Annotated in this window: 17 protein-coding genes and 1 pseudogene; 11 read left to right on the forward strand and 7 right to left on the reverse strand. The window is 60.5% G+C overall.

All coding sequences use genetic code 11. The features are described 5' to 3' along the window. Positions 1 to 93: 93 nt before the first annotated feature. A complete protein-coding gene (locus tag P0D84_RS47530; RefSeq protein WP_408351178.1) occupies positions 94 to 915 on the reverse strand; it encodes an N-acyl homoserine lactonase family protein in 822 nt (273 codons plus the stop codon). Between the two features lie 219 nt (positions 916 to 1,134). Between P0D84_RS47530 and P0D84_RS47535 the strand changes: the two genes are divergently transcribed. The 4 genes and pseudogenes from P0D84_RS47535 to bamA form a co-directional block, all read left to right on the forward strand. Further along, positions 1,135 to 2,010: a LysR substrate-binding domain-containing protein gene (locus P0D84_RS47535; protein WP_408351181.1), complete on the forward strand. Its 876-nt coding sequence runs from the start codon at positions 1,135 to 1,137 to the stop codon at positions 2,008 to 2,010. Positions 2,011 to 2,215: 205 nt separating this feature from the next. Then, on the forward strand, positions 2,216 to 2,677 hold the full coding sequence (locus P0D84_RS47540) for a hypothetical protein (RefSeq protein ID WP_408351184.1): 462 nt from the start codon (positions 2,216 to 2,218) through the stop codon (positions 2,675 to 2,677). A gap of 330 nt (positions 2,678 to 3,007) precedes the next feature. Further along, positions 3,008 to 3,406: a hypothetical protein gene (locus tag P0D84_RS47545; RefSeq protein WP_179742196.1), complete on the forward strand. Its 399-nt coding sequence runs from the start codon at positions 3,008 to 3,010 to the stop codon at positions 3,404 to 3,406. 170 nt (positions 3,407 to 3,576) lie between these two features. Further along, a pseudogene (gene bamA / locus P0D84_RS47550) lies at positions 3,577 to 5,814 on the forward strand (outer membrane protein assembly factor BamA); the annotation flags it as partial. A 35-nt stretch (positions 5,815 to 5,849) separates the two neighbouring features. Here bamA and P0D84_RS47555 read toward each other — a convergent pair. Beyond that, the gene (locus P0D84_RS47555; RefSeq protein ID WP_408351188.1) at positions 5,850 to 6,839 is read right to left on the reverse strand and encodes a LysR family transcriptional regulator; all 990 of its coding nucleotides are present in this window, start codon (positions 6,837 to 6,839) and stop codon (positions 5,850 to 5,852) included. 158 nt (positions 6,840 to 6,997) lie between these two features. On the opposite strand from P0D84_RS47555, the gene P0D84_RS47560 reads away from it, so the two are divergent. The 4 genes from P0D84_RS47560 (at position 6,998) to P0D84_RS47575 (ending at position 11,355) form a co-directional block, all read left to right on the forward strand. Beyond that, entirely contained in the window at positions 6,998 to 8,206 is a 1,209-nt protein-coding gene (locus P0D84_RS47560) for a fumarylacetoacetate hydrolase family protein (RefSeq protein WP_408351191.1), read from the forward strand. Positions 8,207 to 8,281: 75 nt separating this feature from the next. After that, complete coding sequence (locus tag P0D84_RS47565; protein WP_408351194.1) at positions 8,282 to 9,619, forward strand: MFS transporter; 1,338 nt, start codon at positions 8,282 to 8,284, stop codon at positions 9,617 to 9,619. Positions 9,620 to 9,661: 42 nt separating this feature from the next. After that, on the forward strand, positions 9,662 to 9,793 hold the full coding sequence (locus tag P0D84_RS47570; RefSeq protein ID WP_408351197.1) for a hypothetical protein: 132 nt from the start codon (positions 9,662 to 9,664) through the stop codon (positions 9,791 to 9,793). Continuing rightward, positions 9,790 to 11,355 (forward strand): UxaA family hydrolase, encoded by a 1,566-nt coding sequence (locus tag P0D84_RS47575; protein WP_408351200.1) that lies wholly within the window; start codon positions 9,790 to 9,792, stop codon positions 11,353 to 11,355. The genes P0D84_RS47570 and P0D84_RS47575 overlap by 4 nt, the downstream gene beginning before the upstream one ends. Positions 11,356 to 11,748: 393 nt before the next feature. On the opposite strand, the gene P0D84_RS47580 is transcribed toward P0D84_RS47575, so the two are convergent. The 3 genes from P0D84_RS47580 to P0D84_RS47590 form a co-directional block, all read right to left on the reverse strand. After that, positions 11,749 to 13,095, reverse strand: coding sequence for an MFS transporter (locus P0D84_RS47580; RefSeq protein WP_408351203.1), 1,347 nt, complete (start codon positions 13,093 to 13,095; stop codon positions 11,749 to 11,751). Between the two features lie 80 nt (positions 13,096 to 13,175). Next, on the reverse strand, positions 13,176 to 14,255 hold the full coding sequence (locus tag P0D84_RS47585) for a Gfo/Idh/MocA family protein (RefSeq protein ID WP_408351206.1): 1,080 nt from the start codon (positions 14,253 to 14,255) through the stop codon (positions 13,176 to 13,178). 284 nt (positions 14,256 to 14,539) lie between these two features. Then, on the reverse strand, positions 14,540 to 15,595 hold the full coding sequence (locus P0D84_RS47590; RefSeq protein ID WP_408351209.1) for an aldo/keto reductase: 1,056 nt from the start codon (positions 15,593 to 15,595) through the stop codon (positions 14,540 to 14,542). A gap of 203 nt (positions 15,596 to 15,798) precedes the next feature. Between P0D84_RS47590 and P0D84_RS47595 the strand changes: the two genes are divergently transcribed. The 3 genes from P0D84_RS47595 (at position 15,799) to P0D84_RS47605 (ending at position 18,692) form a co-directional block, all read left to right on the forward strand. After that, positions 15,799 to 16,713 carry a LysR family transcriptional regulator gene (locus P0D84_RS47595; RefSeq protein WP_408351212.1) on the forward strand — a complete coding sequence of 305 codons (915 nt, stop codon included), beginning with the start codon at positions 15,799 to 15,801 and terminating at the stop codon, positions 16,711 to 16,713. Positions 16,714 to 16,885: 172 nt separating this feature from the next. Then, positions 16,886 to 17,740, forward strand: coding sequence for an SDR family NAD(P)-dependent oxidoreductase (locus tag P0D84_RS47600; protein WP_408351215.1), 855 nt, complete (start codon positions 16,886 to 16,888; stop codon positions 17,738 to 17,740). A gap of 16 nt (positions 17,741 to 17,756) precedes the next feature. Next, the gene (locus P0D84_RS47605; protein WP_408351218.1) at positions 17,757 to 18,692 is read left to right on the forward strand and encodes an SMP-30/gluconolactonase/LRE family protein; all 936 of its coding nucleotides are present in this window, start codon (positions 17,757 to 17,759) and stop codon (positions 18,690 to 18,692) included. Between the two features lie 81 nt (positions 18,693 to 18,773). Here P0D84_RS47605 and P0D84_RS47610 read toward each other — a convergent pair whose 3' ends face one another. Together P0D84_RS47610 and P0D84_RS47615 are read right to left on the reverse strand one after the other, a co-directional pair. After that, a complete protein-coding gene (locus P0D84_RS47610) occupies positions 18,774 to 18,971 on the reverse strand; it encodes a tautomerase family protein (protein ID WP_184068834.1) in 198 nt (65 codons plus the stop codon). Between the two features lie 182 nt (positions 18,972 to 19,153). Next, entirely contained in the window at positions 19,154 to 19,576 is a 423-nt protein-coding gene (locus P0D84_RS47615; RefSeq protein WP_408351955.1) for a hypothetical protein, read from the reverse strand. Between the last annotated feature and the right edge of the window lie 138 nt (positions 19,577 to 19,714).

Below are 19,714 nucleotides of genomic sequence, written 5' to 3' on the forward strand. Positions count from 1 at the left end.
CATGCGAGCCACCGCACGAAAATCTGCTTTAAGCAACGCAGGAATTAAATCCGGTCTGGCGCCGCCCTGCGCATCGGCGCCAGACCTTCCGACTCACGTATATCGATGCGGCGCCGGTTGCCATTTCTTCCAGAAGTCGGGATCGTGGCAGATCACCAGTTCACCGCCGAAGAACTCGCACAGCAGGCGCAGCCGCGCGATCGACGCGATCGCCTGTTCGGTCGTGTGCGCATTGCCGGGCGGCGAGTCGGGTTCGAGGTTGGCCGGGCAGAACACGGCGTCGCCGGTCATGAGCATGAGCGAGCCCGACGGCAGACGCACCATCAGCGATTGATGTCCCGGCGTGTGGCCCGGTGTCGCGAGCACGGCTACGCCGGGCTTGACCACCTGATCGCCGCGCAACAGTTCATAGTCGAGGTCGCAATCAAAGTAGGCGCGCTCGTACGGCCGCGCGGCAAAGCTGTCCGGCTGATACGCAAAGCGGTATTCCGAACCCTGTACCAGGAAGCGCGCGTGCGGGAATAACCGGTTGCCGCCCGAGTGATCCCAGTGGAAGTGGCTATTGATGACGATCTTGACGTCCTCTGGCGTGTGACCGAGGTCGGCCAGCCGGGCGCGAATGTCGTCCTGCCGGTCATAGCGCGCGATCATTTCGGAAAACCGCTTCATCGACAGGCAGGGATCGGCGCCATCGTCGCGTTCGCAGTTATGCGGCAGAAGACCGGTATCGAACAAAATATGTTCACCGTCCGACATCTCGATGAATGCGCCGGTCACGGGAACCTCGACCCGCTTGCCCATTCCGCGCCGCAGTGTCAACGACGACTGGTCGTTGATCAGCGTGCCCAGATTGAATAGCGCAACGCTTTTGACAAGCGTTCCGGTTGCGCCGGAAAGGCTGGCTGGCACAGTCATCGTCTCCTTCCTTTGTGAATCGCCAAGCGCCGGGTCGAATCTTTCCCGGTCCATCAGCCATGCCAGGCGATTGCACTCGCGGAACAGCCCGATGATCGATGTTGCAGCCCGAGTCGACTAGCCACAGACGCACCGGGGGAATGTTTGCGACGAGTATGCTGGTCATCGCCCCTCAGAAGAAGTAGTCTTTACTTTCTTCAAAACATAAAATTTCTTTCGATGGACTCCCGCTATCTTCAGAGCTTTGTCTACGTGGTCGAATTTGGTTCGATCGCGGAAGCCGCCCGCCGGCTCGACCTGACGCCGGCCGCGGTGGCACAGCGCGTGAAGATGCTTGAAACGGAGCTGGGCGGTCAGCTCGTGCGCCGCTGCGGACGCACCGTCGGTACGACGGAAGCCGGCGAGCGCATCCTCGAACGCGCTCACAAGGTGCTGCACGAGATCCGCGACCTGAAGTCGGATCTGGAGAATCCGTCGACGTTGGGCGGACAACTGCGCCTCGGCGGCATGGGCACGATGATGACGAGTCTGATCCCCGTCATGCTGGCCGAATTGCTGGCGCGCCACCCCGGAATCGACTTTTATCTCGAGCCTGGCACCTCGCACGACCTCTATCGGAAAGTAGTCAGTGGTGATCTGGATGCCGCTATCGTTGCACGGCCGCCGTTCAATCTGCCGAAAAGTTGCGACTGGCACACGTTCAGGGAAGAGCCGCTCGTGCTGCTGACGCCTGCCGCGATGAAGGTGACCGATCCGCACCGCACCTTGCAGACGGAACCGTTTCTCCGTTACGACCGCAATGTGGTCGGCGGGCAGCTCGCCGAGAGCTATCTTCGGCAACATGGCATTACGCCCCATCAACGTTGCGAGCTGGACGGGCTCGGCGCGATTGCCGCGCTGGTGGACCGCGGCCTCGGCGTTTCACTCGTACCCGACTGGACGAGCAAACCCCTCGCCGATCTATCGCTTGCCAAATGGCCGCTGCCGCATCCCTTTCAGAAGCGCGTGGTCGGGTTGATATGGGGACGCTCCTCTGTCCGTATCCGATTGATCCAGGCCTTTCTGCAGGTGGCCTCGGAGGTCCCATGCGGCTAGGCGGCACCGCGCCGTCGTAATTTGGTTGTCAATACGGCCTCGGCGATATCGCTATAGAATTGACGCGCCCCAACCGTGAATGTCGATTATTCGCGTATCAGCGGGGCCGTTTCGCAACTCTCTATTCGATACATTCTCAATGTCCCATAGTACTCGCCGGCCCACGGGCCGCGCTTCTTCTGGTCGGCGTCACCTGAGCAAGCAGATGCTGCTCCCAATGACGAGCCAGGCTGCCTCTGATATCTCGCTCGCGAATCACCTTGCGCTAGCGGTCTGTCGCAAAGGACAAGGAAACGCTCATCTGATCAATGAGCTGAACAGAGTCGTATGTCTGACGTACTATTTACAAGAAGCCGGATTCGGTGACGCACCTGTTGATTTGTACCAGCGTGCGGAGGCTGCATTGGATCAGGCTGCCGGCAGGGCGCAGTGTGACGGAGTGTGCCAGATCAGCGCCGAGGTCGCCGGTATGCTCGAAGAAATCCTGGCCATTCACGATCAGCAACTGACAGTGGCTGCGACCAGGCACGTGATCGAGGCCAAAGCGCGGTTTTCCAGGTTCATCCAAAGCGACCTTCGTTCGCCGTTTTCAAAAGACGCGCAGACGACTGATCGCGGCGACGAGGCCGAGCTCAACGTTTCCGCGACCGCCAACAGGTTGCAATAGTCCGGACAGGGGACGCGCTCCGAAGTAGTCGAAATACGGGGCATGCCGTTCCCGCGTCATCAGCGGCGCTCAATTCGCGCTGCGTTCCTTTGCTGTCGCAACGAGTGCCGTATGAACGTCACCGTAAACGCGAACGCTTTCAATCTCCTGCCACCTTCCTTTCTCTTTCGAAATGTCTGGAGTCGATGTTGCTCGCCGGACATATAAGCTTGCTGGATTAAATATTCAGTAACGGATAGCGGCCGAAGGAAAGTTTAATTAATCGTCGCGTAACTCAAGACATGGAAGCGCGTCCTACACTTCGGTCCTTGCTTGATTCTGGAGTGTTCCATGGCACCGCGACCCTCCCTTGCGATCGACTCCGTGCGCGGTTTCGAATTGACGGGCGACGGCCAGTATTTGATGTTGAAGGCCAATCAGACTTCCAGCATTGCGTTGCATTGCTCAGTCATGCACGAGTTGCTGGCGGCATTGTCGAACGCTATCGGCGTCTCGGAGCGAATCCGCAGCAAGAAAAAGAGCGTGAAATTCGCAATGCCGTGTGAGGCATGGGAGGTTGGCAAGGACGCAGGTGCGGCAGCCCATCTGATCCTTACATTTCGTCTGCCCGGAGGCGCGGAACTCTCGTTTCGCATGCAACGCACTGAGGCGGCGCACATGACGGAAGTCCTCGCGCTTGTGAGCGGCATCGCAAAGGTCGGAGATCTGTCCGCCATCACGGTGCAATAGAGCTCGCGTCTCAATCCCCCGCGCCCTCGATCGATATGCGACACAGCGTATTGCGGTCGGGTCTACACGTTGTGTCTCTATCATTTGGCTTCCCTTGCATGTTTGTTCAAACTTCAACTGCACGCCGTAGCAGGGTGGTGACTCTGGTCGGCCTAAGTGTGGCGGCGATGTCGGCCCACGCTAGCGACTCGTTCGTGATTCACGATATCCGGCTCGAAGGATTGCAACGCATCGAAGCCGGTACCGTGTTCGCGTACCTGCCCATCAAGCAAGGCGACACCTTCAGCGACGACAAGGCATCGGACGCCATTCGCGCGCTGTACGCCACGGGCTTTTTTAACGACGTCAAGATCTCGACTGAAGGCAATGTCGTCATCGTGCAATTGCTGGAACGTCCGGCCGTCGGTACGATCGACTTCGCGGGCATTCACGAATTCGACAAGGACAACCTGACCAAGGCGCTGCACGCGGTCGGTTTGTCGCAAGGCCAGTACTACGACAAGGCACTCGTCGACAAGGCCGAGCAGGAACTGAAGCGCCAGTACCTCACGCGTGGCTACTACGCCGCCGAAGTCACCACCACGATCACGCCGATCGACCGCAACCGCGTGGCGGTGCTGTTCTCGGTGGCGGAAGGTCCGAGCGCGAAGATCCGCCAGGTCAACTTCATCGGCAACCGCGCATTCAGCACCGACACGTTGCGCGACGAAATGCAGCTGTCCACGCCGAACTGGTTCTCGTGGTACACGAAGAACGACCTGTACGCGAAAGACAAGCTTACCGGCGACCTCGAAAACGTCCGCTCGTATTACCTGAATCGCGGCTACCTCGAGTTCAACATCGACTCGACCCAGGTGTCGATCTCGCCGGACAAGAAGGACATGTATCTGACGGTCACGCTGCACGAAGGCGAGCCGTACACGATCAACAGCATCAAGCTGGCCGGCAACCTGCTCGACCGCGAGCCGGAGCTGGCCAGGCTCATCAAGATCAAACCGGGTGACCGCTTCTCGGCGGAAAAGCTGCAAGCCACCACCAAGGCGATTGTCGACAAGCTCGGCGAATACGGCTACGCGTTCGCAACCGTCAACGCGCAGCCGCAGATCGATCAGGAACACCACAAGGTCGACCTGACGCTGCAAGTGGACCCGAGCCGCCGCGTGTACGTGCGCCACATCAACGTGGTCGGCAACACGCGTACGCGCGACGAAGTGGTGCGCCGTGAAATGCGTCAGATGGAGAGCTCGTGGTTCGATTCGAACCGTCTCGCGCTGTCGAAAGACCGGATCAACCGTCTCGGCTACTTTACCAATGTCGACGTGACCACCGTGCCAGTGGAAGGCACGCCGGATCAGGTCGATATCGACGTCAAGGTGACGGAAAAGCCCACAGGCACGATTTCGCTGGGCGTGGGCTATGGCTCGGGCGAGGGGCCCATTATCTCCGCGGGCGTATCGCAGGACAACGTGTTCGGCTCGGGCACGAGCCTCGCACTGAATGTGAATACCTCGACTACCAACCGTACGTTGACGGTCACGCAGGTCGATCCGTACTTCACGATTGACGGCATCAAACGCATCACCGATGTCTATTACCGCACGACGGAGCCCTTGTATTATTCGACCGACTCGAGCTTCCGGATCATCACGGCAGGAGCGGACCTCAAATTCGGCGTGCCTTTCTCCGAGTCCGACATGGTGTACTTCGGCCTGGGGTTCGAGCAGAACCGCCTGGAGATCGACTCCACGACGCCGCAGAGCTACATCGACTACGTGAACGAATTCGGCCGTGTGTCGAACAATGTGCCGGTGACGGTGGGATGGTCGCGTGACAACCGTGATAGCGCGCTTGTCCCAAGCCGGGGCTACTATACGCAAGCCAACGCCGAATATGGCACGCCGCTCGGTGATACGCCGTACTACAAGGCAGACCTCCAGGCGCAATACTATTATTCATTCGCGCGTGGCTTCGTGCTTGGCCTGAATTTTCAGGGCGGCTATGGTAATGGATTGGACGGCAAACCCTATCCGATCTTCAAGAACTACTACGCGGGCGGTATTGGTTCAGTGCGTGGGTATGAGCCAAGTTCGCTCGGGCCGCGCGACGCGACCACCAACGACCCCATCGGCGGCTCGAAGATGATCGTCGGCAATATCGAGCTGACCGTTCCATTGCCGGGATCCGGTTATGACCGCACGTTGCGCGTCTTTACCTTCCTCGACGGCGGCAATGTATGGGGCAGCGAAGGCAATAGCATCGGCGCGAACGGATTGCGCTACGGCTATGGGGTGGGTCTCGCCTGGATCTCGCCGATCGGTCCGCTCAAGCTGAGCTTCGGCTTACCGGTCGTCAAGCACACCGGCGATCAGTACCAGAAATTCCAGTTCCAGATAGGCACATCGTTCTGAGGCGATCGTCAGTACGCTTTCGTCGATCCGTATCGTCACGTTGGCTCATACGAGCCGTCCCGCGCTGGAAGCGCCTGATCGCCGACACGTCCGGCAACCGAACGCAAAATGGTGATGAACTCCTGCATGGGCTGCGACGGCAGCTCATACTTGCGCGTGACGATACCGTAGCTCGTCATGGTCCGGTTGATGGGAACGGGCAGGTGCCCGAGCAGACCCTTGCTCACATATTTTTCGACGGCGGCACGCGGCTGCAGCGAGATCATGTCGGTCGCCTGCAACAGTTCCAGTGTCGAAAAGATTGAAGGCGTTTCCACCATGCCCACTGGCGCAGGAATGCCCGCGCCGGCGAACGTTTCATCGAACAGCTGCCTGATAGCCGTGGCTTGCGGATAGAGAATCCATGGCCACGCGCCAAGATCGGCCAACTCCAGCCGCCGCCGCTGGAGCAGCGGATGATGCTGCCCGACGACCACCCAGACCGGTTCTCCGGACAACACCTCGAAGTCGAACAGGACTTGATGGCGCGGCTCCGTCAGACGGCCGACCATCACGTCCAGCTTCCTTTCTTCAAGCCAGACCGCCAGTTGGTCGCTGCTTTGCTCGACCAGTTTGATGACCAGCTGCGGCCGCTGCTGGCGGATCTCCCTGATGCCCGTAATCACCATCTGAGCAGCCGAAGCCGAGATGGCGCCCACGGTGAGATGACCGTAGCCACCCTCACTCAAGGTGCTGAACTCGCTCACGAACTTGCCGAGATCCGCGACCGCCGTGGTTGCGTAGCGCACGGACAACACGCCGAGATCGGTTGGACGCATCTCGCGTGGCAACCGTTCGAACAACTGGGCGCCGAACATCGATTCGATGTCACTCAGGATTTTTGTCGCCGCGGGCTGGGTGATGAGCATCTGTTCGGCTGCGATGCGCAAGTTGTGCGTGCGTCCAAGCGCATCGAGCAGTTGAAGATGTCTGAAGCGCAGCCTTGCCAGGACACTCGACGTACGCACCGTAAATTGTCTGGACATGGGGTAAACACGCAAGAACTCATAACCGGATGGAATCGATTGTACTGAATAAGAGATTGGATGTTTATCGCGTGGCTGCCTAAAGTGGCGGTTGAGCGAATCAACGCGCGAACTGGCAGCAAGCCGCGAGCGCCAGACAAACATCCGTGGAGACAGACATGACATCCCCGCTTTCACTCAGCGTAACGGACACGCTTCCGTCGGACGGGTTGTCCGGCACGCTAGTCGGCCGTGCCTGGGTTCCTGCCACGCCATCAACGCCCGCGGGCCCCGCCGTCGTCGTCTTGCGCGCCGACGGCGTGTTCGACATTTCCGACGCAGCACCGACCATCAGCAGCCTGGTGGAGCAGGAAGATCCGGTCGCGACAGTGCGAGCCGCGAGTGGCCGCTGGATTGGCACGCTGGACACGATCATCGCCAATACGGCCGGCGTGGCGCGCAACCCGGCGCATGCCCATCTGCTCGCGCCTTGCGATCTGCAGGTCATCAAGGCAGCCGGGGTGACCTTTGCGGCGAGCTTGCTTGAACGAGTGATCGAGGAGCAGGCAAAGGGCGATCCGCAAGGCGCGGTGCGCGTGCGAGAGCAGATCAGGGCTCTCGTCGGCGATAGCCTCACCAGTATCCGGCCGGACTCGGCCGAGGCGCGCGAATTGAAGGCGCTGCTGATCGAGCAGGGGCTATGGTCCCAGTACCTGGAAGTCGGCATCGGCCCTGACGCGGAAGTCTTCACCAAAGCGCCGGTGCTGGCGGCGTTGGGCACGGGCACGGAGATCGGGCTTCATCCGAATTCGGTCTGGAACAACCCGGAGCCGGAAATCGTGCTGTCGATCGACAGTCGCGGCCGCGTGCTCGGCGCGACCCTGGGCAACGACGTCAATCTGCGTGACTTTGAAGGACGCAGTGCGCTCCTGCTTGGCAAGGCGAAGGACAACAATGGCTCGTGTGCGATTGGCCCTTTCCTGCGGCTTTTCGACGAGACTTTCTCGATCGATGATGTGCGCCGCGCGACGGTCGATTTGCGTGTGGAGGGCAGCGACGGTTATGTCTTGCGAGGCACGAGTTCGATGGACCAGATCACGCGCGACCCGCTCGATCTCGTTTCGCAGACGCTCAGTTCGACCCACCAGTACCCCGATGGCGCGCTGCTGTTCCTCGGGACGCTGTTTGCACCAATCGAAGACCGCGACGCCGCTGGTGCGGGCTTCACACACAAGCTGGGCGATATCGTGAAGATTTCGAGCCGGCATCTCGGCACGCTGGTCAACCGGGTCAACCACAGCGACCGCATCGAGCCGTGGACCTTCGGCGTGCGCGCGCTGATGGCGAACCTTGCTGCGCGAGGACTGCTCGGCACAACTTCGCTCTGATCACGTATGAACCCGCTCTAACCCGCCCTAACAGACACAGACCGGCATACCCGGCTTCCCAAGGAGACAGACGAGATGCAGACTCAACACGTTACGCAAGACCCGTTGGAAAGCGCGGTGCGCAAGGCGCGCCTGCGGCTCGCGCCCTTCCTCGCGCTGATGTTCGCGCTATCGATGCTTGACCGTTCGAATGTCGGGTTTGTCAAACAGGCTCTTCAGGTCGATTCGAACATCGGCAACGCGGCGTTTGCGCTCGGAGCCGGGATCTTTTTCATCGGCTATGCGGTGTTCGAGATCCCGAGCAATCTGATGCTGCATCGGGTGGGTGCAAAGCTCTGGTTGAGCCGGATCATGGTCACCTGGGGGCTTGCGTCGGCGGCCATGATGTTTGTGCATAACGAGACTTCGTTCTATGTGCTGCGGTTCATTCTGGGCGTGGCCGAAGCGGGCTTTTCGCCCGGTGTCATCCTCTATTCCACGTACTGGTTCCCCGCGCGTGAACGCGGCAAGGCACTAGGCATCTACTACTTCGGTTTGCCGGTGGCGCTCGTGCTGGGCAGCCCGCTGTCAGGGTATTTGATGGAAGTCATGGGTGGCCGCCTCGGGCTGCACAACTGGCAATGGATGTTCCTTATCGAAGGTCTCGCGGCGTCAATGGTCGGCATCGTCGCGTTCTTCTATCTGGTTAGCAAACCGCGCCACGCGAAGTGGCTGACGTCGGCCGAAAAGGACGCCCTGGAAAACGCCATTGCAGCGGAAGACCGGGACAAGGTTGCGCACGGGCCGGCTAGTGCGCTGACCGCGCTGCGCAACTGGAACGTGCTGCGCTTCGTAGCGATCTATTTCGCCATTCAGGTCAGCGTATACGGCGTTATCTTCTACCTGCCGACGCGGATTTCGGAGCTGACCGGTACCGCCATCGGCTCGAAGGTCGGTTTACTGACCGCTATTCCCTGGTTGTGCGCACTCATCGCGCTGCGCTTTATCACCGGCTACGCGGACGCGAAAGGGAAGCATCGGCAGCTTGCCGTCGTCATGCTGGCGATGGCCGCAGCAGGGATAGCACTGTCGACCCTCGGCAGTCATCTCGCACCCGTGCTGGTCGCATTCTGTATCGCGACGGTCGGCTTCGTTGTCGTTCAGCCGCTCTTCTGGACCTTGCCGACGGCCTACCTGAGCGGTACCGCGGCAGCGAGCGGCATTGCAATGATCGGCGCGCTCGGCAATCTCGGCGGCTTCATCGCGCCGACTTTAAAGACGGCAGTGGAAACACTCTTCCAAAGCCCACGTGCAGGCATGTTCATGCTGGCATTGGCAGGTGTCGTCGGCGTGCTTCTGCTTCTGAGCATCGGCTTGCATTCACGCCGCGTAACCGAAGCGCCAATAGGCTCGCCCAAAGCGACGCTTCGCTAGACACATGCAGGCACGCTGCACACGATTTAACCGGAAATTCACATGAGCATTCTCGGACATCATTACATCGGCGGACGACGCCGCGCTTGCGCACCGAATAGTGCGCTCTTCAGCCTTGACGCCGTAACGGGCGAGGCAGTGCGCGCAGCGCAGATCGAGGAGGCTACGTCATGATATTCGACGCGGAAAACGCAACGGCCGATTCTTCGGCAACCGTAGAGCCAATCGTGCAACTGCATCCAGATGACGATGTCGTCATCGCGCGGCACCAGCTTATCGCGGGCATGCGCATTCGCAGTAGTCTTGCCGTACGTGGGTTGATCCCGGCGGGTCATAAGCTTGCCGTCCGTGGTATCGAAGCGGGCGCGCCGGTGCGGCGCTATGGGCAGATCATCGGCTTTGCGACACGTGTCATCGAAGCCGGGGAGCACGTCCACACGCACAACCTTGCGATGGGCGACTTCGATCGGGACTACGCTTTCGGCGCGGATGCGAAGCCCGCGTCGACGGTCGCAGCGGCGGCACGGTTCATGGGCATCGTACGCGCTGACGGACGTGTCGCGACGCGCAACTACATCGGCATTCTGACATCGGTCAATTGCTCCGCAACGGCGGCGCGCGCCATCGCGGATTACTTTCGTCGCGATATACATCCGCAAGCGCTTGCGGACTATCCAAACGTTGATGGCGTGATCGCGCTGACGCACGGTCAAGGCTGCGCAATCGATTCCGAAGGCGAAGCGCTGGAAATGATCCGGCGCACCCTCGGTGGTTATGCACGGCATCCTAATTTCGCTGGTGTACTGATCGTCGGGCTGGGCTGCGAAACCAATCAGATCGACGGGCTGGTGAAAAGCCAGGGCCTTACGCCCGGCGCGGCGCTGAAGACGATGACCATTCAGGCAACCGGCGGCACGGCGCGCACGGTGGCGGCGGGCATCGAACAGGTCAAGGCGATGCTCGTGGAAGCGAACAACGTACGGCGCGAGCCCGTCGATGCAAAGCATCTGGTGATCGGCTTGCAATGCGGCGGCTCAGATGGCTACTCCGGCATTACCGCAAATCCGGCACTCGGTGCGGCGGTCGATCGTCTGGTCTTGCATGGTGGAACGGCGATTCTCTCCGAAACCCCCGAGGTTTACGGCGCCGAACATCTATTGACGCGCCGCGCCGTGTCACGTGAAGTCGGCGACAAGCTCATCGAACGGATTCACTGGTGGGAAGCTTACTGCGCGCGCATGAATGCCGATCTGAACAACAATCCATCGGCCGGGAACAAGGCCGGTGGGCTGACAACGATCCTCGAAAAGTCGCTTGGCGCCGTAGCGAAAGGCGGCACGACCAATCTCGTCGACGTGTACCGGTACGCGGAACTGGTCAGCGCACACGGTCTCGTTTTCATGGATACGCCGGGCTACGATCCGGTTTCGGCGACCGGGCAGGTCGCGGGTGGGGCAAACCTGATCTGCTTTACAACCGGTCGCGGCTCCGCCTATGGTTGTGCGCCGTCGCCATCGTTGAAGCTGGGAACCAATACCGCTTTGTGGCAACGTCAGGAAGAGGACATCGACTTGAATTGCGGGTCGATTCTCGACGGCGAACGAACGGTCGACGAACTCGGTGAAGAGATCTTCCAGCTCATGCTTGCGACCGCGTCGGGCCAGGCATCGAAAAGCGAGATTCACGGGTACGGCCAGAATGAATTCGTGCCATGGCAGATTGGCGCCGTCACTTAAGGTGGCGTGTGCGTTTCCTTTGGTTGAGCATCATGCGGGCTCAGCGGCCTGACTACCGGGGCTAAAGAGCGTCCGTTCCTTTCCCGGAACTGGACGCTCGCACGTTGCATCCGAACGGCGGCGACGGGTCGAGAGCGTGCTAAAACGCCCCGATCGCCTGAAATTCCGGGGAGATCGTCTGGATTTCCCCATCCCAAATGCGCACTCTCTCTCTTGCGCTTCGAATCGAGCCGGCAGTATTTCGCGCTCAATCATTCCTGTAAAAAGCTCGCCCCGGAGGCGTGATGCTTGACTTCTTCAACGCAACTAACGGTCAAGCCCCGCTCCTGTCGCCCTCAAACGTCAGAAGCAGTTCAGCAGCCGCTCGGCGAGCGTAAGTCCTCCTACATGAGCCTAGTTCGACTGCATGACCCGATACGCGTCCCGCTCGCGCTTCTTCGGCGGCACAATCATTTCGATTTTGCCGACGAGGAAGATATACGAAAGGATGCCCAGAACGGCGACGATCGAGACGTACCACATCGCATAGTGAAAGTTATGCGTGCGCTGCAGGATCATGCCGAAAACGATGGGCGTGGTAATGCCGGACAGATTACCGAACAGATTCAGGAAGCCGCCCATCGTACCGATGAAATTGCGAGGAATAACGTCCGTAAATACCACCCAGCCGAGATTCGCGACGTTGTTTCCAAAAAAGGCCAGCGAAAGGATTCCAATCGCGACGACGGGCTGGTTCTCGAAAAAATTGACAATGACGATCATGGCCGTCAACACGAGGCCAACGATCACCGGCAGCTTGCGCGCGAACGTGACCGATTTACCCCTTTTCAGAAGGCTGTCACTGAGGAAGCCGCCCGCCAGCATGCCGACCATGGCCATGAGATAGGGAATGGATGCGCCAAGTCCCGCTTTGGAAAGCGAGAGATTCAATGCCTTTTCGAGGTAGACGATGAACCATGTCATGAAGAAGATCAGCGTCGAGTTATAGGCGAACTGCGTGATGAACAGGCCCCAGACAGTCTTGTTCTTGAGGAAGTACAGGATGTCGTCTTTGTCGACCACGGTGCTGACCGTGGATTGATCCTGAGATCCGTAGCCACCGCCGGCCTTGATAAGGTCGAGTTCTGCCTGAGCGGTTTTCCTGCTGTCCTTGGGGTCACGATAAACGATCAGCCAGTAAATCCCAAACACGATCCCCACGCCACCCGTTGCATAGAACACCGCTTGCCAGCCATAACGGGTTGTCAAAAAAGTCAGGACGGGCGTGAACAATGCGAGACCGATGTATTGCGAACTGATATAGGTCGCCGTTGCCCGTGCGCGTTCGTTCTTCGGAAACCAGTTCGCGACGATTTTCGTATTCGAGAGGTACGACGGTGCTTCAGCGAGGCCAATCAGGGCGCGGCAGACCAGCAGCACCGCAAATGAGACGCCCAGGGTCGCGAAAAAATGATGTGAAGCAAAGCCCATCGCGAATGTACACGTGCTCCAGATGACGATGGCACTGCCGTATAGAACCCTCGATCCGATTCGATCGAGGAGATACCCGACGGGAAGCTGGGCGGCCGCATACGTCCATGTGAACATCGAAAAGAGCAGGCCGAGCTGGGTCGGCGAAAGGCTGAATTCCCCCTGGATCCTGCTGCCCGCGATCGAGAGGTTCGCCCGATCCATGTAGTTGATGGCCGTGACTACAAACAGTAAAAAGACAATGAAATATCGGGTTTTTGTTGTTTTCATGATTTTGCATTCAATTAGCCGTCTGGATGACCGTCCAAACATGCATTGGCCGCCGGAACACCGGCGACTCGTCGTCCTGCTCAGAGTGGGAGTTTTACAACCGCATTGCTCTCGGTGCTGCGATAGATGGCTGTGAACAGCTCTACGGTCTTCCGGCCGTCGAGTCCGTCGATCAATGGCTTCGTGCCGTTGCTGACGGCAGTCAGGAAATCATCTATTTGCTGCTCATGATAGAAGTACAGCGAATCCTCGGAATTGAAATATTCCGCGTCCGCCTTTTTCCACTCGGCGAGCATTTCTTCTTCGCCTTTGATCGTCCAGATATCGTTGTAAGGCGGTTCGGTGATGGTCGACACGCCGGCGATGAACATCGCGCCGCCGTCCGTCTGCACGCCGACCGACGCGCCGTTATCTCCGTGAATATGGACCTTCCCGTACAAAGCAGGATTCTGCGAGTTGCTGACCAGAATGTTGGCAATCGCGCCGCTTTTGAACTTGATGATGGCCGCCGCGGTGTCTTCAACCTCGATGTAGTCGTGGTTGACGTTCTTCCACACGCCGTAGACCTCATCGATATCGCCCAGATACCAGAGCAGCAGATCGAGCTGATGAGGTGCCTGGTTCACGAGCACGCCGCCTCCTTCGCCAGCCCACGAGCCGCGCCAGGGATCGCTTTCGTAGTACTGGCGGTCGCGCCATCCGAGCATGACGACGTTGCCGATGGCAGGGCGGCCGATCTTGCCCGCATCGATGGCCCGCTTGATGCGCATCGCGGACGGATAAAAGCGCCGCTGGCACACAACGCCGACCGTACGCCGGTGTTCTTCGGCACAAGAAAGGATGGCATCGCAGTCTTCGAGCGAAGAAGCGAGGGGCTTCTCGATGAGAACGTGACAGCCGCTTTTCAAGGCGGCGATCGCAACGGGAGCGTGCTGAGGATGCGGAGTGCAGATGCATACGACGTCGACCTGCGCGGCTTCCACCATCTCTTCGACGTTATCGAACGCCTGCACGCCGTATTGATTGCCGAAGGCCTTTGCTCGATCGAGAGAGGTGCTGCATACCGCGACGAAGTCCGAGTCCTCGAGCTTCGAGAGCGCCCGGGCATGGAAATGACCGACCTTTCCGCAGCCGACGATGGCCGTTCTGAGTTTTTTCATGGTGATTCGGTGTTACGTCGTTAATTTGAAGGCGAGCGAGACGCTGCCACCGCTTCGGTGGCGGCGCACGATGTCGATCGCGGATTGCGTGACGCCAGGCGTGAAGGGGCATCTATCGACTTCATCGCGCAGCAGGCACATGACGGCGCGCCACGCTCAAGTGAAGTCGCGGCGAGCGCAAGCGACTTCACGATGGAACGACTGCGATCCGCACAAGATGGACATCTGCGGATGACGGGCAAGCTTGCAAGGCGGCCGGCAGTCGATGTCGGCCGCATCACACCCTACGCCTTGAGATGGGGTCCCAGCAGCGACAGGTCCGCAACTGAAAGACGATCATGCGCGGTCCGCGCCTGATGCCAGTACGGGTATAGCAGGGGCGGCGCGCTCACCTTGTCGAGCCGCTCGCGCTGTTCGGCGCTCAGCCTGAGATTCGCCGCGCCGAGGTTGTCGAGCAGCTGCTTCTCGTTGCGCCCGCCGATGATGACCGACGTGACGGCGGGGCGCCCGAGCGTCCATGCAAGCGCGACCTGAGCGGCCGAGACATTCAGCTCGCTGGCGATCTCGACAAGCGTGTCGACAATCGACCACAGCCGTTCGGCGTCGCGGATCGGCGGCTCCGTCCAGCCGGCGAGCTGACGCGTGCCCTCGGGTGTCGCGTCGCGGCGGTGCTTACCCGACAGCAGGCCGCCTGCGAGCGGGCTCCAGACGAGAATGCCGAGGCCTTGATCGAGCGCGATCGGCGCGAGTTCGTATTCCGCTTCGCGTGCTTCGAGCGTGTAATGGATCTGTTGGCTCACGAAACGCGGCAGGCGATCGCGTTCGCTCACATGCAACGCCTTCATCAGGTGCCAGCCCGAGTAGTTCGAGCAGCCGACATACCGGACCTTGCCATGCCGGACAAGCAGGTCGAGCGCTTCAAACGTTTCTTCGAGCGGCGTGAGTCCGTCCCATTCGTGCACCTGGTAGAGGTCGATCACATCGGTCTTGAGACGGCGCAGGCTCGCCTCGCAGGCTTCTATCAAATGATGTCGCGACAGACCCCGGTCGTTCGGGCCCTCACCCATGGGAAAGCGCGCTTTCGTCGCGATCAGCACGCCGCCTTTGCGCTTGCCGCCGAGCGCCTGGCCGACGATCTCCTCCGACGCACCGTTCGAATAGACGTCCGCCGTATCGATCAGGTTGACGCCCGCGTCGATGCACATGTCGATCTGCCGGCGCGCCTCGTCGAGACCCACCTCGCCGACGCTCGCGAATTTGCCTTTGCCGCCCATCGTCATCGTGCCTAGCGTGACGGTCGACACCTTGAGACCCGAACGGCCCAGTTGACGGTAGTCCATGATGAAGCAATCTCCATATATGTTGCGAGGATTCACAACTGCGTGTGGTCGCTAAAGCCCATTGCGCCCGCATTTCGTGCCCGGCGTTCTTGACGTCCTCAGACGTCGGACGATAGCGGAGATTGAATTACCATTCCAATAGAAAGATGTGATCCAATTGTGCGGTTTTCGTGATTAATCGTCTCTGCAGAAAGAGTGCCAACGTGGATTTGAAGCAACTGGAACATTTCGTGGCGGTCGCGGAAGAGCGGCATTTCACGCGCGCGGCGCGGCGCCTCAACCTCGTGCAGTCCGGCTTGTCTGCGTCGATCCGCTCGCTGGAAGAAGACCTGGGCGGACCGTTGTTCAATCGCAGCACAAGGCGAGTCGCCTTGACGCCTGCCGGCGAAGTGCTGTTCGCAGAGGCGCAGCGGGTCCTGGCTGCCGCTCGCGACGCGCGGCATGCCGTGACGCAGGTTCACGGGCTCGCACGCGGCCGGCTGAGTATCGGTGCGATTCACGGTCTCGCGCCTTTCGTCGACCTGCCCGCTTCTTTAGGACAATTTCGGGCCGCGTTCGGCGGGATCGACATCGAATTGACACTGGACGGCTCGCGCGCGTTGATTGACGAGGTGAGGGAAGGGCGCCTCGACCTCGCGTTTACACAGCCGCCGGATACGCCGCTCGACGATCTCGGATCGCACATGTTCGCATGCGAAGGAATGGTCGTCGTCTGCGCGACACATCATCGGCTTGCGGGCGCCAGCGGGCTGGCGCTGGCCGATCTCGTCGACGAAACATTCGCCGACCTGCGCCCGGAGTGGAGCGTGCGGCGGCTCGTCGATCGAAGTTTTGCGGCGGCTGGACTGCAGCGCCAGACCAGCTTCGAGGTCAACGACATGCCGATGTTGCTTGAACTGGCCGCACACGGGCTTGCGATCAGCATGGTGCCCGAATCGGTGGCCGCCGCAAGGGGGAGCAACACGCGCGGGGCGCCGGTCGCAACGGCGAGCCTGCGCGAAGCCGATGAGCCCTGCTGGGAACTCGCGGCGGTTTTTAGGGGAAGCGCCGGAGAACCGCTCATACCCGTCGCCCGTGCTTTCCTGGACTTGCTCAAATTGCCCGAGATGGCGAACTGACGCTTGACTGGCACCGCGCGGTACCGCGCATGCTTCGGACCACTCATCAGCGGGAGCGCTGTCGGTCACGCAAGAAAAGTCATGCTAGGATCGCCGCCTCACTGTTCCAACTGATCGGGATCGCAGTCGCTGGTTGGCGTCGCGATTCCGGCACGCATCAACGAGGATTCTGATGACTCATTCTGCCCTGACCCCCGGCGCCGTCGCCGTGATCACCGGCGGCGCCGCCGGCATCGGCCTGGCTGCTGCCAAACGCTTTGCGCAGCTTGGGCTGCGCATCTGCATTGCCGACCTCGGCGCCGACCGCCTCGCGCGGGCGGAAGAGGAAATCGCCGCGCTGAGCGCAAACGGCGCGCAAGACGTCTTCACGGTTGAGACCGACGTCAGTGTCGCCGAAGAGGTTCGCCACCTGCACGCAACCGTCGTCGAACGCTTCGGCGGAACAGATGTATTGATGAACAATGCCGGCATTCAGCCCGGCAGCGGCATGTTCGGTCCAACCGCGAACTGGGAGCGCGTGCTGGGTGTCAACCTGTGGGGCGTGATCCACGGCACGCAGGTCTTCGTGCCGGACATGATCAAGCGCGGCCGTCCGGGGCTCGTGATCAATACCGGTTCAAAGCAAGGCATCACGACGCCGCCGGGCGACCCCGCATACAACGTTGCGAAGGCCGGTCTGAAAGCGTTCACCGAAGCGCTGCAGCACGAACTGCGCAATACCGCCGACGGCCGGCTCAGCGCTCATCTGCTGATTCCCGGCTTCGTGTTCACGGAACTCACACGGAACGGCCGCGTGGAAAAGCCCGCCGCCGCATGGACGCCCGAGCAGACCGTCGATTTCATGTTCGAGCGTCTCGACGCCGGCGACTTCTACATACTGTGTCCCGACAACGACGTGCCGCGTTCGCTCGACGAACGGCGCATTCTATGGGCGGCGGGCGATGTCGTCGAGAACCGGCCCGCGTTGTCGCGCTGGCATCCGGACTACGCCACGGCATTCGAAGCGTTCATCAAGCAGCCCCGCTGACTCAAGGGCCGGCACTATGTGGCAGCAAAGCGAAACCTATCCCGATCCCGCAGTGGAAGTGCTCGATCCGCGCTTCCTGAAATACCGGATCACGAGCGCGGCGGTCGAGCGGCTTGCGACTGGCATGCGCTTCGGCGAAGGACCGGTGTGGTTCGGCGACGGCCGCTTCCTGCTGTGGAGCGACATTCCGAACAACCGCATCATGCGGTGGGACGAGGAATCCGGCGCGACGTCGGTATTTCGCAAGCCGTCGGGGTACGCGAACGGCAATACACGGGACCGCCAGGGGCGGCTCATCACCTGCGAGCACGGCAACCGGCGCGTGACGCGCACCGAGTACAACGGCACGCTGACCGTGTTGCTCGACCGCTTCGACGGCAAGCGGCTGAACTCGCCGAACGACGTGGTCGTGAAGAGCGACGACAGCATCTGGTTTACCGATCCGCCGTTCGGCATCTCTAACAACTATGAGGGTGTCAAGGCTGAGCCCGAGCTGCCGACCAACGTCTACCGCCTCGACCCGGCCACCGGCCGGGCGGAGGTGGTCGCCGACGACATCGTCAATCCGAACGGTATCTGCTTCTCGCCCGACGAACGCCGCCTCTACATCGTCGAATCGGGCTCGAAGCCAAGGCGCATCCGTGTGTACGATGTCGAGGACGGTCGGCGCCTCGTGCACGGACGCGTATTCGTCGATGCGGGCGAGAACGGCGCGCCAGACGGTTTTCGTTGCGACACGGACGGTAACCTGTGGGCCGGTTGGGGCACCGGCCCGGGACTGAACGGTGTGATGGTATTCGCGCCGGACGGCAGCGCGATTGGCCGCATCGCCCTGCCCGAACGCTGCGCGAACGTCTGCTTCGGCGGCGCAGCGCACAACCGGCTGTTCATGGCGGCCGGGCAGTCACTGTACGCGCTATACGTCGATACGACTGCGGCGGTCGCAACCTGAGCGCACCGGCGCGGATTACGTCCGCGCCCGGTCGGCGGCGCCGCCGCGCACCGGGCGGTCATGATGCGGATTCGTGCGGGTTCAGGACGTGCGCTGGCGCTCGCTGAACGGAATGCCGCCTCTTGACTTGGAGTCTGCTGGAGATTCCACGATCTGCACGACAACCTGTTCAGCGAGGACGCCGAGGCTGTCGACCACAGCTTTGGTAATCCCCGTCATCAGCGCTTTCTTTTGCTCGGGTGAGCGCCCTGCTACTGCGTAAACAACGACTTCCGGCATGACGTACTCCAGTGGATTGGCAAGGAACTGCAGGCGCAATCATAGCGTCACTGGGCGGCGTGTGCTCAAGCCTGTTTATAGAAACGCTGCATGAATACTAGCGGTTTTCTTTCACGAAATTTCTTCGTGCAGGTGGCGTTGGTTCCACTTGCTCCGGCCAACCGCATCAGCATGGCAGGCTCTCATGCGGCGTTCGTAAGTCGGTCGGCGTTGAGGCCGAATTGGCGGGCGATCGATTGCAGCCTGTCGCCCGATTCCCAGGCGCCGAAGACGTCATGCACGTTTTGCAGGCAGCTCAGCAGGCTGACCGTCTGCGGGTCGTAGACGTTGATCTTCGAACGCAGTAGCGCTCTTTTCAGCGCGGCAACGCCCACGTCCATATAGGCGGGCACTTCGTTCTTTTGCTTGCTGACAAAGTGAACGGGAACCCCTTCCATTGCTGTCAGGTAGTCGCGAGGCTTGATGAAGTTGCCGATTGGACAGCCGCCGCAGTAACCGCGATATGCGCCGCCGCCGCGCGGGAAGAGCGCTGCCTCGCGCTGCTGAAAAAGATGCTGGACCGCCAGGTCGAAAATGACTTGATGGCTAAAAAATTCGAGGGTCATGCCGTTCTCCTGCCGCACCCGAGTTTCCGTGTAGTCGGTTCTTGCTCCGTGCCGACAGGCGGTCCGTCGTAGCGATGGGTGCTGGGTTGGATGCGGGAAGCGTGATTACCACGGCCTTTGACGATCGCGAGCCGAAGA

This window comes from Paraburkholderia sp. RL17-337-BIB-A, from assembly GCF_046025895.1.
In the GTDB taxonomy this organism is placed as follows: Bacteria; Pseudomonadota; Gammaproteobacteria; order Burkholderiales; family Burkholderiaceae; genus Paraburkholderia; species Paraburkholderia fungorum_C.

Bases quoted from the DNA above. Each gene is read 5' to 3' on its own strand.
- P0D84_RS47530 (WP_408351178.1), bottom strand. From the start codon at position 915: ATGACTGTGCCAGCCAGCCTTTCCGGCGCAACCGGAACGCTTGTCAAA.
- P0D84_RS47535 (WP_408351181.1), top strand. From the start codon at position 1,135: ATGGACTCCCGCTATCTTCAGAGCTTTGTCTACGTGGTCGAATTTGGT.
- P0D84_RS47540 (WP_408351184.1), top strand. From the start codon at position 2,216: ATGCTGCTCCCAATGACGAGCCAGGCTGCCTCTGATATCTCGCTCGCG.
- P0D84_RS47545 (WP_179742196.1), top strand. From the start codon at position 3,008: ATGGCACCGCGACCCTCCCTTGCGATCGACTCCGTGCGCGGTTTCGAA.
- P0D84_RS47555 (WP_408351188.1), bottom strand. From the start codon at position 6,839: ATGTCCAGACAATTTACGGTGCGTACGTCGAGTGTCCTGGCAAGGCTG.
- P0D84_RS47560 (WP_408351191.1), top strand. From the start codon at position 6,998: ATGACATCCCCGCTTTCACTCAGCGTAACGGACACGCTTCCGTCGGAC.
- P0D84_RS47565 (WP_408351194.1), top strand. From the start codon at position 8,282: ATGCAGACTCAACACGTTACGCAAGACCCGTTGGAAAGCGCGGTGCGC.
- P0D84_RS47570 (WP_408351197.1), top strand. From the start codon at position 9,662: ATGAGCATTCTCGGACATCATTACATCGGCGGACGACGCCGCGCTTGC.
- P0D84_RS47575 (WP_408351200.1), top strand. From the start codon at position 9,790: ATGATATTCGACGCGGAAAACGCAACGGCCGATTCTTCGGCAACCGTA.
- P0D84_RS47580 (WP_408351203.1), bottom strand. From the start codon at position 13,095: ATGAAAACAACAAAAACCCGATATTTCATTGTCTTTTTACTGTTTGTA.
- P0D84_RS47585 (WP_408351206.1), bottom strand. From the start codon at position 14,255: ATGAAAAAACTCAGAACGGCCATCGTCGGCTGCGGAAAGGTCGGTCAT.
- P0D84_RS47590 (WP_408351209.1), bottom strand. From the start codon at position 15,595: ATGGACTACCGTCAACTGGGCCGTTCGGGTCTCAAGGTGTCGACCGTC.
- P0D84_RS47600 (WP_408351215.1), top strand. From the start codon at position 16,886: ATGACTCATTCTGCCCTGACCCCCGGCGCCGTCGCCGTGATCACCGGC.
- P0D84_RS47605 (WP_408351218.1), top strand. From the start codon at position 17,757: ATGTGGCAGCAAAGCGAAACCTATCCCGATCCCGCAGTGGAAGTGCTC.
- P0D84_RS47610 (WP_184068834.1), bottom strand. From the start codon at position 18,971: ATGCCGGAAGTCGTTGTTTACGCAGTAGCAGGGCGCTCACCCGAGCAA.
- P0D84_RS47615 (WP_408351955.1), bottom strand. From the start codon at position 19,576: ATGACCCTCGAATTTTTTAGCCATCAAGTCATTTTCGACCTGGCGGTC.